Here is a 13,027-nt window from a genome sequence, read left to right on the forward strand (position 1 = left end):
CGCCAGGACGACGGCGGTGTATGTGGCCACGACGTACCCCACGTTGCCGTGTGCCCGCCTCAAATCGCCCGCGCAAACCTGCGAAAGCCCGGCGCGCCGGTCAGCGCCTCGAATGCCGCATCGCGCTTCTCTTCGGCGAAGGCAAAGCCGGCCTTGGTGTAGCAGCGTTCGGCCGCGTCGTTGCCGATCACGAACGAGATCGACGCCCGCGCAAAGCCGGCGGTCCTGCCGTCGGCAAGCGCGCGGCCGATCAGCGGCTGCACCAGGCCGTTGCCGCGATAGGCTCGATCGGTTGCGACATGCTCGATCAGCCAGTCGCCATCACCGCCCTGCACCCAGCAATTGCGGGCATAGCTGCCGCGCGCCACGATGGCATCGGCATCGATGCCGAGCTGCGCCGCCACCTCCTCGATCGCCGCGCGTGCCGCAACGACCGTTCCGGATGCCGGCATCGCGCACAGCGCGGCGGCCGGGACGCCATCGACCTCGGCGATCAGGAAGCGGGCGACGTGATACCATGATTTCACACGCGCAACGGCGAGCCGCGCCATGAACGCCAGGCACTCCGGCTCGGGACGATCGAGCGCGATGTCGATCCAGCCGCGCGGCAGCGGGCCGCGCTGCGCGGCGAGGACAACACGGGCGACGAAGCCCGCGTCGTCGGATCGTGCGGGACGGATCGAGGATCGTCCCGCGTCAATCATCTCAGGTGTTCTTCAGCGCGACGCGGAATTCCGCCTCGGTCTTGGCCTTGACCTCGTCGAGCGTGACGCCGTCGGCGAGCTCGATCAGCGCCATGCCGTCCTTGCCGTGCTTGTCGATGGTGAACACCGCAAGGTCCGTCACCACCATGTCGACCACGCGCTCGCCGGTCAGCGGCAGATTGCACTGCTTGAGCAGCTTGGGGCCGTCCTTGGCGGAATGCTCCATCACGACCACGACGCGCTTGACGCCGGCGACGAGGTCCATGGCGCCGCCCATGCCCTTCACCATCTTGCCGGGGATCATCCAGTTGGCGAGGTCGCCGTTCTGGGCCACCTGCATGGCGCCGAGGATCGACAGGTCGATATGGCCGCCGCGCACCATGCCGAAGGAGTCGGCCGAGGAGAAATAGCTGGTCGAGGGCAATTCGCTGACGGTCTGCTTGCCGGCGTTGATGAGGTCGGCATCGACCTCGTCCTCATAGGGGAACGGGCCCATGCCGAGCATGCCGTTCTCGCTCTGCAGGCTGACGTCGATGCCCGCGGGGATGTAGTTCGAAACCAGCGTCGGGATACCGATGCCGAGATTGACGTAATAGCCGTCGCGCAACTCCTTGGCGGCGCGGGCGGCCATCTGTTCACGGGTCCAGGCCATGAGGCTCTCCTGAAAGATTGGGTGTTAGGCGGCGGGCCGCGGACGGGTGTTGCGGAACTCGATCCGCTTGTTGGCCGAGCCGACCTCGATGATGCGCTTGACGAAGATGCCGGGGGTATGGATGTGGTCCGGATCGATCTCGCCGGCCGGCACCAGATGCTCGACCTCGGCGACGGTGACCTTCGCGGCGGTCGCCATCATCGGGTTAAAGTTGCGCGCGGTCTTGCGGTAGACCAGATTGCCGGCGGTGTCGCCCTTCCAGGCGTGCACTATGGCGAGGTCGGCGAACAGGCCGCGCTCCATGATGTACTTCTCGCCGTCGAATTCCTTCACTTCCTTGCCTTCGGCGATCAGCGTGCCGACGCCGGTCTTGGTGTAGAAGGCCGGGATGCCGGCGCCGCCGGCGCGGATGCGCTCGGCCAGCGTGCCCTGCGGGTTGAACTCGAGCTCGAGCTCGCCGGCGAGATATTGCTGGGCGAACAGCTTGTTCTCGCCGACATAGGACGAGATCATTTTCTTGATCTGGCGCGTCTCCAGCAGGCGGCTGAGGCCGATGCCGTCGACACCGGCATTGTTGGAGACGACGGTGAGGCCCTTGACGCCGGAATCGCGGATCGCGTCCGACAGGGTCTCGGCGATGCCGCAGAGGCCGAAGCCCCCCGACATGATCATGATGCCGTCCTTGAGGAGACCATCGAGTGCCGATTTGGCGTCGGGATAAACTTTGTTCATGCAGCGAATACCTGATGGAGGGCGCGGAACGGCTGTGACAATGCGGATTATTAGGCGAAATCTTCGCAATGCGTCAATCACGGCCCCGTGCGGCGACGGGCGGCAGCCGGCGGCGTCAACATGGCCTTGAAAGCGTCAAGAAAACCCTTCAAGTTGCGTGGGTTGGCAGGGGCCGCCGGCGAGCGCCCGCTGTGTTCGACGACGACCCGACAAAACTCAACCCGACCCGGATATGTCATTGACGATGGCCCAAGGAATAAAGCGCCTGGGGATGCCGATCGCGGCGCTTTTCGGCCTGGCGCTGGTCGGGCTGGTCGGAACGTCGTGGTTCCTCAACCGGGACGCGCTGCAGCGCGCGGTGGAAGCGCAGATTCGCGCCGTGACCGGGCTCGAGCTCGTCGTCAACGGGCCGATCGACGTTTCGGTGTTTCCCGGCAGCTACGTCTCCTTTCACAATGTCGGGCTGAAGGGCGCCGATACCGTCGGTCCAGCCTTGCAGGTCGACGTGCTGACCGCCAACCTGCGGCTGCTGCCGCTGCTGCTGCGGCGGTTCGAGATCGCCGACGTCATGATGCTGCGCCCGCATATCCGTGTGGTGCGTGACGCCGCCGGCGACAGCAATTGGACACCGTTCGTCGAGACCATCGCCAAGGCGATGACGCCCGGCGCCGAGAATCAGGTGTCGTTCTCCGAAATCCGGATCCAGGACGGCGAGCTGAATTACCAGGATGGGACCAACAACATCTCCGAAAAGCTCGGCGATATCGACCTGTCGCTGGCCTGGCCGTCGATCTCGCGTTCCTTTGCCGCAACCGGCCAGTTCGACTGGCGCGGCGAGCGCGTCGACGGCTCGATCAGCGCCAGCGATTTCGTCGCGCTGCTGTCGGGCGACCGCTCCGGCCTCAAGGCGCGGCTCGCCAGTGCGCCGCTGAAGGTTGCGTTCGACGGAACCGTCGCCAACCGCACCAGCCTGATGATGGAAGGCACCGCCACCATGGACTCACCGTCGCTGCGCAACGCGTTGCGCTGGATGGGACAGGCGCCGCCCGGCGGCGGTGGCGGCTTCGGCCGCTTCGCACTGAAGGCCCGCGCCAATGTGGTCGGCGGCTCGGTCGCGCTCACCAACGTCAATGTCGAGCTCGACGGCAATGTCGCCGAGGGCGTGATGACTTACGCCAATAATGGCCGGCAGTCGCTGCAGGCGACGCTTGCCGCCGGCAACCTTGACTTCACGCCCTACATCTCGACCTTCCGCCTGCTGGCCAGTGGCCAGCGCGACTGGAACAGGCAGCTGTTCGACCTCTCCTCGCTGTCGTCGACCGATCTCGACATGCGCCTGTCGGCGGCCAAGGTGACGGTCGGCCCGTCCAAGCTCGGCCGCACCGCGTTCGGCGCCAATCTGCGCGGCGGCGCGCTGGCGCTCAGCGTCGGCGAGGCGCAGATGTATGGCGGCATCGCCAAGGGTTCGTTCGCGATCGCGCGCTCGGATGCGGTCGCGGACGTCCGGGCGCAATTCCAGTTCACCGATGTCGATTTGCAGGCCTGCGCCAGCGAACTGTTCGGCATCAACAAGCTCTCCGGCCGCGGCAACCTCAACGTCTCGCTGACGGCCTCCGGCTCGAGCCCGTTCGGGCTCGCATCGTCGCTGGACGGCACCGCCACGCTGAACGGGCATGACGGCGCGATCGCCGGCTTCAATGTCGAGCAGCTCTTGCGGCGGCTGGAGAAGCGGCCGCTGTCCGGCGGCGGCAATTTCCGCTCCGGCTCGACGCCCTATGACAACCTCAACATCTCGGTGAAGTTCGCCGACGGTGTCGCGACTGCCGACGACATCCGTGTCGAGAGCCCCACGGCGAAGATCACGCTGACCGGCACCGCCTCGGTGCCGTCGCGCGAGTACGATCTCAAGGGCGTCGCCAGCCTGACCTCGGCATCTGCCGGCGGCAACGGTTTCGATCTGCCCTTCGTGATCCAGGGCCCGTGGGACGATCCGCTGATCTTCCCCGATCCGGAAAGCCTGATCCGCCGCTCGCCGGCATCCGCCCCGCTGCTCGACGCGGTGAAGGATCGCAAGACGCGCGATGCGGTGCGCTCGGTGATCGAGCGCTTCACCGGCGGCGGCGCGCGGCCCGCGGCCGCGCCCGATGCCGCGGCCGGCGCACCCGGCAACGGAGCCGCGACAGCGGCCGAGAACGCCAAGTCCAACTGACGACGCCGAACTGAAGACGTCGAACTGACCGATCCATTCACTTTCCGCATGGATGCACCGGGACTGATCCACGCTCCCGCCGCGTACCCCTACAGAAGTCGTCGATCCGGCATCTTTATCGGGTCACGGGCATGCGCTAGTGTTTTCTCCAACCGGTTAAAAAAGCCGGCCTCATGAGGGAGAACAACGTGAGATCCAAGGTTATCGGTGCGCTATCGATTGCGGTCGCTGCGGTCGGCCTGTTTGCCGCAACTGCACCCGCTCTGGCCCAGGGCAAGACGATCACCGTCTGGTGGGGCAAGGGATTTTACAAATCCGAAGACGACGCGCTGCTCGAGACGATCAAGAAATTCGAAGCCAAGACCGGCATCAAGGTCGAACTGTCGCAATACGCGATCCAGGACATGATTCCGAAGACGGTCGCCGCGCTCAATTCCGGCACCGTGCCCGACGTCGCCTATTCCGACACCTACGATGTGCAAGCCCAGGGCAAGTGGGCCTTCGAGGGCAAGCTGGAGGATCTCTCCGACATCATGCTGCCGATGAAGGACGCCTTCGCGCCGAACACGCTGGAAGCGGCGCTGCTCTACAACGACGTCACCAAGAAGAAGTCCTATTACGGCTTCCCGCTGAAGCAGCAGAGCATGCACGTCCAGATCTGGGGCGACATGCTGGAGAAGGCCGGCTTCAAGGCCGCCGACATCCCGACCAAGTGGGAGGACTACTGGACGTTCTGGTGCGACAAGGTGCAGCCGGCGATCCGCAAGGCGACCGGCCAGCGCATCTACGGCGTCGGCCAGCCGATGGGCGTGGAATCCACCGACTCCTTCCAGTCGTTCTACACCTTCATGGACGCCTACCACGTCAAGCTGGTCGACGATGACGGCAAGCTCCTGGTCGACGATCCCAAGGTGCGCGACGGCCTGATTCACGCGCTCAAGGACTACACCGACACCTACATCAAGGGCTGCACGCCGCCCTCTTCGACCACCTGGAAGGACCCGGACAACAACGTCGCCTTCCACAACAAGACGATCGTGATGACGCACAATTTCACGATCTCGATCGCGGCGAAGTGGTTCGAGGATTCCACCAACCCGGCGCTGACCGACGCGCAGCGCGCCGCCGGCAAGCAGGCCTATGAGCAGGACATCATCACGGCGTCGTTCCCGAAGGCGCCGGACGGCTCGACGATCCGCTACCGCTCCGACGTCAAGACCGGGCTGATCTTCGCCAACGCCAAGAACAAGGCGGAAGGCAAGCAGTTCATCAGCTTCCTGATGCAGGAAGACAACGTCCGGCCCTATATCGAGGGTGCGCTCGGACGCTGGTTCCCGGTGACCAAGGCCAGCCAGGCGAGCCCGTTCTGGCAGGCCGACCGGCATCGCAAGGCGGTGTGGAATCAGTTCACCGGCGGCACCACGCCGTTCGACTTCACCAAGAACTGGAAGTTCACCATCCTGAACAACGAGAACGTCTGGGCCAAGGCCATGAACCGCGTCGTCAGCGAGAAGGTGCCGGTGGAGAAGGCCGTCGACGAACTGATCGCCCGTATCAAGCAAGTCGCGGGGTGATGTAAGCGATGACCAGCGCTCCTGATGCTTGCCCCGTGTCGTCCCGGCGAAAGCCGGGACCCATACGCCGCGGTGGCAGTTTTGGAGTAAGCTGGTCGACGGCTTTCGCGCAACGGCCGGGACCTGTGGTTATGGGTCCCGGCTTTCGCCGGGACGACGACGTAGGCGGCATCCTGCTCCAAGAGTAACCGAATGGCGATCACACTCTCCGCATCCGACGCCCCCTCGCCACCACTGTCGGCGCGGCTGTCGCCGCCGCAGGTCTGGGGCATCGTGCTGCTCGCGCCCTACCTGCTCGTGTTTCTCGCCTTCGTGGTCTATCCGGTCGGCTACGGCCTGTGGCTGGCGCGCCAGCCGGCGAGCTATGTCGCGCTGTACAACGACCCGATCTTTGCGCGCGCGGCGGTCAACACGCTGATCTTCCTGGTCATCGGCATCAACATCAAGATGCTGATCGCGCTGTTCCTGTCCGGCTTCTTCGCCCAGCAGCGGCCCTGGATCAGGTGGCTGTCCGTCATCTTCATCCTGCCCTGGGCGGTGCCGTCGATCCCGACCATCCTCTCCGTGCGCTTCATGCTCAATCCCGAATGGGGCGTGGTCAACCAGCTGATCTTCAAGTTCACCGGCGATGACGGTCCGAACTGGCTGAACGATCCGGCGGTCGCGCTCGCGATGGCGATCGGCGTCCACATCTGGAAGTCGCTGCCGTTCTGGACGCTGATCCTGCTGACCGGACGGCTCGCGATCTCGCACGACCTGTACGAGGCCTCCGACGTCGACGGCGCCAATTGGTGGCAGAAATTCCGTTACATCACCTGGCCGTCGATGCAGACGCTCTACATCACCTGCACGCTGCTCTCGATGATCTGGACGCTGGGCGACTTCAACAGCGTCTATCTGCTCACCGGCGGCGGCCCCGCCGACCTCACCCACGTGCTGTCGACGCTGGGCATCCGCTATCTCAGGCTCGACCAGCTGTCGCTGGCGATGGCCTCGATCGTCTGCGCGATGCCGTTCGTGCTGCCGCTGGTCTATTTCATGATGAAACGGTTGTCGCGATGAAGCTGCCCACCCTCCGCGAAGTCGGTACCGAAGCCAAGCTGCTCTTGATCGGCATCCCGGTCTTCATCTGGACCATGATTCCGATCTACCACATGTTCGTGTTCGCGATCTCGCCGAAGGAGGACGCGTTCACCGGCAAGCTGTGGCCGACGCATCCGACGCTGCACAATTTCTCGATCGTGTTCCACCAGCAGCATTACTTCCTGCGCGACTTCTGGATCCAGTTCTGGAATTCGACCGTGATCGCGCTCGCGGTCGGCGCGCTGACCTTGTTCGTCGCCACCGCCGCCGCGTTCTCAATCTCGCGGCTGCGGGTGCCGGGCGGCCGCGCCGTGATGAACATGGCGCTGTTCACCTACTTCATCCCGGCGGCGTTCCTCGCCGTGCCGATGTACCGCACCATGGGCAGCTATGGCCTGCTCAACAATCACTGGTCGCTGATCCTGGCGATGGTGACGATCGCCGCGCCCTACGCGATCTGGGTGCTGAAGCAGGCCTCCGACAAGCTGCCGGTCGAACTGGACGAAGCCGCGACGATGGACGGCGCCACCACGCTGCAGCTGTTCCGCCTGGTCTATGTGCCGCTGATGATGCCCTCGCTGGTCGCGGTCGGCACCTACGCGATCCTGCTCGCCTGGAACGAATATCTCTACGCGTTCCTGCTGCTCTCAAAAGATACAGACATCACGCTGCCGGTCGCGCTCGGCAACTTCCTCGCCGCCGACGATTCGCCGTGGGAGCTGTTGATGACCACCGGCTTCATCTATGCGCTGCCGCCGGCTGCGGTCTACTACGCGTTCAAGCGCTACATGGTCGGCGGGCTGACCGCGGGCGCCGTCAAGTCGTGATCTCCATAGTCCCTCGTCATTGCGAGCGAAGCGAAGCAATCCATATCGCAGCGAGCGGAGAAATGGATTGCTTCGTCGCTGACGCTCCTCGCAATGACGGTCGTCAGAGCGGCGCGGCGCTTTCGCCGCGCGCGTTCGACAGTCTCGAGGCGAACGAGGCGATCACGATGATCACGGCGATCAGCGCGATCACCAGCGTGCAGATGGCGTTGATCTCGGGCTTCACGCCGAGCCGGACCTCGGAATAGATCCGGATCGGCAAGGTCGCCGAGCCCGGCCCGGTGGTGAAGCTCGCGATCACGACGTCGTCGAGCGACAGCGTGAAGGCCAGCATCCACCCCGCGACGATCGCCGGCACGATCAGCGGCAGCGTCACCATCAGGAACGCGCGCACCGGATCGCAGCCGAGGTCCATCGCGGCTTCCTCCAGGCTGCGATCGAGCGCGGAGAGGCGCGACTGCACCACGACGGTGACGAAGCACATCGTCAGCGTGGTGTGCGCAATCGTCACGGTCCAGAATCCGCGCTCGGCATTCAGCGCCACGAACAGCAAGAGCAGCGACAGGCCGGAGATCACCTCGGGCATGACCAGCGGCGAATACAGCATGCCGGAGAACAGCGCCCGCCCGCGGAACCGCTCGCCCCGCGCCAGCCCGACCGCTGCCAGCGTGCCCAACAATGTCGCCAGCGTCGCCGACACCGCGGCGACAGACAGGCTCATCCACGCCGCCTCCAGCATGGCGCGATCGCTGAAGAACTCGCGGTACCAGCGCAGCGACCAGCCACCCCACACCGTCACCAGCCGCGAGGCGTTGAACGAATAGATCACGAGGATGACGATCGGCAGATAGAGGAACGCAAGCCCCACCGCCAGCGAGGTCATGTTGAAGCGCGTGAGCCTGGTGACGGTGTGCGCCATCAGCGGTTCGCCTCGAGCTGCCGCCGTTGCAGGCGGTCATAGAGCACGAGCGGCGGCACCAGCAGGAGCAACAGCGCGACCGCCGCAGCTGATGCCACCGGCCAGTCCTTGTTGGTGAAGAACTCGAGCCATAGCGTCTGCCCGATCATCAGCGAATTGGAGCCGGCGAGCAGATCAGGGATCACGAATTCGCCGACGATCGGGATGAAACAGAGCAGCGCACCGGCGCCGACGCCCGGCAGCGACAGCGGGAACGTCACCAGCCAGAACGCCTGCCGCGGCGAGGCGCCGAGATCGCCCGCCGCCTCCAAGAGCGACGCATCCATCTTCGAGAGCGTCGCATAGAGCGGCAGGATCATGAACGGCAAATAGGAATAGACGATGCCGAGATACATCGCGCTGTCGGTGGACAGCCAGACCACAGGCGCGGAAACAATGTGCAGCGTCAGGAGAACCTGGTTGAGCAGGCCGTCATGCTGCAGGATGTTGATCCAGGCATAGATGCGGATCAGGAACGAGGTCCAGAACGGCACGATCACCAGCATCATCGCCACCGCCTGCCAGCGCTGCGGCAGCCGCGCCATGCCATAGGCGATGGGATAGCCGATCAGCAGCAGGATCAGCGTCGAGGTCACCGCGACGACGAGGCTGCGCAGATAGGACAGGATGTAGAGATTGTCCTGAACCAGCAGGCGGAAATTGTCGAACGACAATTGCGCAAAGGCAGCGGCCAGCGCCGCGCGACCTTCGCTGAAATCGAACACCGGCGTATAGGGCGGCTGCGCGATCGCGGTCTGCGACAGGCTGATCTTCAGCACGAAGCCGAACGGCACCAGGAAGAACAGCACCATCCAGAGATAGGGCGCGATCGCGGCGAGCCGCGCCGGCCGGGCGAAGATGCGGCGCGCGCTCATTGCTCCAGCACCAGGCAATCGTCGGCGGTGAACCACGCAACCACCCGCTGACCGGCGAGATAGGCATCGACATCGAGCCGCGCGGTGTTGGCCATCGACGAGCGCACCACGGCGCCAGATTCCAGCTTCACCCGGTAGCTGGTGATGCCGCCGAGATAGTTGACGTCGATGACGGCGCCCTCCAGCCGGTTGATCGCCTGCGATGCGCCCGCGTCGGTTGCCGGCGCGCGGCGCGACAGCTTCACCTTCTCGGGCCGGATCGCGACGCTGACGGCCTCCTTGGTCACCGGCGGCCACAGTTCGCTGACCGCGAGCGTGCCTGCTTCCGTGGTCGTAACCGTCAGGCGGCCACGGTCGCGGGCGGTGACCTGGCCGCTGAACAAATTGATGTCGCCGACGAACTCGGCGATCCAGCGCGAGGCCGGCGCTTCATAGAGATTGCGGGGCGTGGCGACCTGCACCAGACGGCCGGCATCCATCACGCCGATCCGGCCGGCCATCGTCATCGCCTCTTCCTGATCATGGGTGACGATGATGAAGGTCATGCCGAGCCGGCGCTGCAGCTCCATCAGCTCGCCTTGCGTGCCCTCGCGCAGCTTCTTGTCGAGCGCTGCGAGCGGCTCGTCGAGCAGCAGCACCTGCGGCCGGCGCGCCAGCGAGCGCGCCAGCGCCACGCGCTGCCGCTGTCCGCCGGAGAGCTGGTCGGGCTTGCGCTTCTCGAGCCCCTCGAGCTTGACGAGCGCCACCATCTCCGCGACGCGGGTCGCGATATCCTTGCGCGCCATGCCGGCGCGCTTCAACCCGAATGCGATGTTGTCGCGCACCGACAGGTGCGGAAACAGCGCGTAGTTCTGGAACATCATGTTGACGGGCCGCTCGTGCGGCAGCACCTGGGCGATGTCGTTGCCGCCGAGCAGGATACGGCCCTCGTCCGGCGTCTCGAAGCCGGCGAGCATCCGCAGCAGCGTGGTCTTGCCGCAGCCGCTTGGGCCGAGCAGCGCGAAGAACTCGCCGGCGCGGATATCGAGCGAGAGCTTGTCTACCGCGCGGAAATTCCCGAACGACTTGGCGACGCCCTCGATCCGCAGCAGCGGCATGTCCGGGACGGCCGGTTCAGGCAACGGCTTTGCCGCCTCCGCACTCGCTTCGCCCGATGTCACGTCAAGAAGCCCCGATTCCCCGCAAGGTCCAATCCTGGCGGCAAGCTAGCGGCGGATCGCCACCGGCTCAACCGCCTCACGGACATCTCCCGCAATATTGTCGGCGTCCGCGCCTCCGCCGGGGCGTGTACTCACCAAGGCGTTGCGTCGGCTTTGAGGTACAAACCGGAAGACACTTGCTTAGTCTGGACCTTACCGCTTTTGACCCGAAGCGGTCATCCTTGACGGCGTGTAAAAACAATATTCGAAATCGTTCGGGTTTGATCTCCCGTGCGTGACGGTACTCATCCTCAGTTTCCGACTAATTCTACTTTGCGTACCCATCCGTCAGTGTCTGCATGAACGCAACCAACGCGTCCTCTTCCTGGTCGGTTAACCCCAGATTTCCGGTCTTGCTCTTGTTCATGTTGTCGGTGTTTTCGGGCGCTGGCCAACAGCCGGTCCCTTCGCGGGGGTCTTGAGGTGCGCAGCGCGGCAACGCGTCGCGCGTGTTGTAGAAATGCACGATCTGCTTCAGGCTCTTGAAATAGCCATTGTGCCCATAAGCTTTGACGAAGTCGGGCGACGGTCGCTTGTCGACATTGCGCAGGGTGGGGACCCGGAAACGACCTCGATTATCCGACGCCAGTGCTTTCCAGCGGGCATCAACGGCGGATGGTTCGCTGAGCGGATGCCCGCCGGAAAGAAAGGCTCCGACACCGCCGTCTACGAACGATGAGCCATTCTTGTTGGCGACGTAGCCGCGCGCGTCGGGCAGGTTCTCGGAATAATATGGAAGCTCCGGGTTGGCGGGCGTACCGATGTTGCTCGCGGTGAAGTCCGTGAAGAGCGGGTCTTCGCCGGGACCGCCGTCACGGTGACATTCGTTGCACCGGCCCTTGCCCCGGAAGACTTCGTAACCTTGTTGCTCCTGTGGGGTGAACTGCGTCTTTCCGGCCAGCACAGCGTCGTACTTCGAGGTGAACGCCGTGACTTCATGCGAGGCTTCGTAGCCGGCGATCGACTGCGCCATCTGATCGAACGTCGTGGCCGCGCGGCCGCGATCGACATGGCTCAGATGTACAGGCGCCGGATCACCGGGAGCTGGTGGCCCCGGAGTATTGCAAACGTCCTCTACGTTTACTGGCCAATCGATCGCAAAGGCCTGTGCACCCCAGACGGCTTCGAACAGGCCGCGATAGGGGCGTTGCGAAGCGCGGTAAACGGAGCAAGCAATGTCGGGCAGGCCCATCTCGGTCGGATTGGTGGGTGGGCCTTCGGCTTGCTCGGCCGCGGGATTGCCAAGGCGGCGACCGGTCGCTCGCATGTCCCAGAAATTACCTCCAACGAGATCGCCCTGCGCCTCGTTGTAGTGCAGTACCGGAGCCAGGGGCGCATAAGTATGCGTCTGGGGCTTCCGTTCGCTGAACCGCGTCCGCACCGATCCAGGATATGAGCCGGTGGTCCGGTTGAGTTCCGAAATCGGTCCCGTCAATCCCGTTTCGGGCATATGGCAGAACGCGCAAGCTTCGTTGCGATTGACCGAGAGTTCCTTGTCGAAAAGCATCAGCTTTCCGAGCAATTCGATTTGCTGCACCTGATTATCCGGAGCGGTGGTCAGTCGCTTCAATGTATCCGCTTCGATGCGGTCTATTTCGGCTTCGACCCGGGCGATCTCGACGAGGGCCGCGGGCGATAACGGTGGGGCGCTCTCGCGCGCGGGCGGAGTTGCCGCCGCCAGGACGGCTACGGCAGCTATTCCGGCAGAAACCGCCAATCCCCTGTGCAACAATCTCATAGCTAGAGCCCCTTGCCGTTGATCAAATACGGTTCGCGTTTCGCCGCAGGACTATATCGGTTTGTGTGCGTCAGCACTCGTTCGCCGACGTGCGAAATCCGTGTGAGAAATGTTGTTTCCAACCTCGAAGGCTGGTTTGAAGCTTGAGCTGGTCAGCACGTATCTGCCGTGCGACTTCGTGAAGGTTTGCTGGAGGCAGCCCGAAGAGGTGCAGAGCCGTCGCTGCCCATTGCATTGAAGCAGTGAATAATCCAGCCGGACAACATTCGAATTGTTGGCGTAAGTTGCGAAATAGTGCCGGGCCTCGGTGTCGGGCCCGCAACGGGATACGACGGCCTGCCGTATCTCCGGTGGCAACAGTTCGACACGTTCGGCGCTCCAGGGAGGATCGGCCGGAGCAACCGGGGTCCCGTTCGCCGGTGAAATCGAGGCCAATATGGCGAAGCAGAGGTAAGGAATTCTCATCTTCTCCGATA

At 64.2% G+C, this 13,027-nt stretch carries 11 protein-coding genes; 4 read left to right on the forward strand and 7 right to left on the reverse strand.

Annotation, left to right across the window (positions count from 1 at the left end):
• Positions 1-59 precede the first annotated feature (59 nt).
• The 3 genes from AKN84_RS21625 to AKN84_RS21635 are packed head-to-tail and all read right to left on the reverse strand — an operon-like array spanning position 60 to position 2,088.
• Positions 60-704, reverse strand: a complete 645-nt coding sequence (locus AKN84_RS21625; protein ID WP_050422651.1) for a GNAT family N-acetyltransferase — start codon at positions 702-704, stop codon at positions 60-62.
• A 1-nt stretch (position 705) separates the two neighbouring features.
• Positions 706-1,356, reverse strand: coding sequence for a 3-oxoacid CoA-transferase subunit B (locus AKN84_RS21630; RefSeq protein WP_050422652.1), 651 nt, complete (start codon positions 1,354-1,356; stop codon positions 706-708).
• A 24-nt stretch (positions 1,357-1,380) separates the two neighbouring features.
• On the reverse strand, positions 1,381-2,088 hold the full coding sequence (locus tag AKN84_RS21635) for a CoA transferase subunit A (protein ID WP_050422653.1): 708 nt from the start codon (positions 2,086-2,088) through the stop codon (positions 1,381-1,383).
• Between the two features lie 244 nt (positions 2,089-2,332).
• Here AKN84_RS21635 and AKN84_RS21640 point away from each other — a divergent pair, with 244 nt between their 5' ends.
• The 4 genes from AKN84_RS21640 to AKN84_RS21655 all read left to right on the forward strand — a co-directional run bounded on the left by AKN84_RS21640 (position 2,333) and on the right by AKN84_RS21655 (position 7,781).
• Positions 2,333-4,297 (forward strand): AsmA family protein, encoded by a 1,965-nt coding sequence (locus tag AKN84_RS21640; RefSeq protein ID WP_050422654.1) that lies wholly within the window; start codon positions 2,333-2,335, stop codon positions 4,295-4,297.
• A 188-nt stretch (positions 4,298-4,485) separates the two neighbouring features.
• Positions 4,486-5,871, forward strand: coding sequence for an ABC transporter substrate-binding protein (locus AKN84_RS21645; RefSeq protein ID WP_050422728.1), 1,386 nt, complete (start codon positions 4,486-4,488; stop codon positions 5,869-5,871).
• Between the two features lie 192 nt (positions 5,872-6,063).
• The gene (locus tag AKN84_RS21650; RefSeq protein ID WP_050422655.1) at positions 6,064-6,933 is read left to right on the forward strand and encodes a carbohydrate ABC transporter permease; all 870 of its coding nucleotides are present in this window, start codon (positions 6,064-6,066) and stop codon (positions 6,931-6,933) included.
• Positions 6,930-7,781, forward strand: coding sequence for a carbohydrate ABC transporter permease (locus AKN84_RS21655; RefSeq protein ID WP_050422656.1), 852 nt, complete (start codon positions 6,930-6,932; stop codon positions 7,779-7,781). The genes AKN84_RS21650 and AKN84_RS21655 overlap by 4 nt, the downstream gene beginning before the upstream one ends.
• Before the next feature lie 103 nt (positions 7,782-7,884).
• Here the strand turns inward: AKN84_RS21655 and AKN84_RS21660 are convergent, their stop codons facing one another.
• The 4 genes from AKN84_RS21660 to AKN84_RS45820 all read right to left on the reverse strand — a co-directional run bounded on the left by AKN84_RS21660 (position 7,885) and on the right by AKN84_RS45820 (position 12,551).
• A complete protein-coding gene (locus AKN84_RS21660) occupies positions 7,885-8,700 on the reverse strand; it encodes an ABC transporter permease (RefSeq protein ID WP_050422657.1) in 816 nt (271 codons plus the stop codon).
• Positions 8,700-9,614: an ABC transporter permease gene (locus tag AKN84_RS21665; RefSeq protein ID WP_050422658.1), complete on the reverse strand. Its 915-nt coding sequence runs from the start codon at positions 9,612-9,614 to the stop codon at positions 8,700-8,702. The genes AKN84_RS21660 and AKN84_RS21665 overlap by 1 nt, the downstream gene beginning before the upstream one ends.
• On the reverse strand, positions 9,611-10,711 hold the full coding sequence (locus tag AKN84_RS21670) for an ABC transporter ATP-binding protein (protein WP_244485370.1): 1,101 nt from the start codon (positions 10,709-10,711) through the stop codon (positions 9,611-9,613). Before AKN84_RS21670 ends, AKN84_RS21665 begins: the two co-directional genes overlap by 4 nt.
• A gap of 370 nt (positions 10,712-11,081) precedes the next feature.
• The gene (locus tag AKN84_RS45820) at positions 11,082-12,551 is read right to left on the reverse strand and encodes a cytochrome-c peroxidase (protein ID WP_128971053.1); all 1,470 of its coding nucleotides are present in this window, start codon (positions 12,549-12,551) and stop codon (positions 11,082-11,084) included.
• Positions 12,552-13,027 lie beyond the last annotated feature (476 nt).

Origin of the sequence: Bradyrhizobium tropiciagri, assembly GCF_001189845.1 — a bacterium.
In the GTDB taxonomy this organism is placed as follows: domain Bacteria; phylum Pseudomonadota; class Alphaproteobacteria; order Rhizobiales; family Xanthobacteraceae; genus Bradyrhizobium; species Bradyrhizobium tropiciagri.

What these genes read in the sequence shown, in the direction of transcription:
- AKN84_RS21625 (WP_050422651.1), bottom strand. Translation starts at nt 704, where the DNA reads ATGATTGACGCGGGACGATCCTCGATCCGTCCCGCACGATCCGACGAC.
- AKN84_RS21630 (WP_050422652.1), bottom strand. Translation starts at nt 1,356, where the DNA reads ATGGCCTGGACCCGTGAACAGATGGCCGCCCGCGCCGCCAAGGAGTTG.
- AKN84_RS21635 (WP_050422653.1), bottom strand. Translation starts at nt 2,088, where the DNA reads ATGAACAAAGTTTATCCCGACGCCAAATCGGCACTCGATGGTCTCCTC.
- AKN84_RS21640 (WP_050422654.1), top strand. Translation starts at nt 2,333, where the DNA reads ATGGCCCAAGGAATAAAGCGCCTGGGGATGCCGATCGCGGCGCTTTTC.
- AKN84_RS21650 (WP_050422655.1), top strand. Translation starts at nt 6,064, where the DNA reads ATGGCGATCACACTCTCCGCATCCGACGCCCCCTCGCCACCACTGTCG.
- AKN84_RS21655 (WP_050422656.1), top strand. Translation starts at nt 6,930, where the DNA reads ATGAAGCTGCCCACCCTCCGCGAAGTCGGTACCGAAGCCAAGCTGCTC.
- AKN84_RS21660 (WP_050422657.1), bottom strand. Translation starts at nt 8,700, where the DNA reads ATGGCGCACACCGTCACCAGGCTCACGCGCTTCAACATGACCTCGCTG.
- AKN84_RS21665 (WP_050422658.1), bottom strand. Translation starts at nt 9,614, where the DNA reads ATGAGCGCGCGCCGCATCTTCGCCCGGCCGGCGCGGCTCGCCGCGATC.
- AKN84_RS21670 (WP_244485370.1), bottom strand. Translation starts at nt 10,711, where the DNA reads ATGCCGCTGCTGCGGATCGAGGGCGTCGCCAAGTCGTTCGGGAATTTC.
- AKN84_RS45820 (WP_128971053.1), bottom strand. Translation starts at nt 12,551, where the DNA reads ATGAGATTGTTGCACAGGGGATTGGCGGTTTCTGCCGGAATAGCTGCC.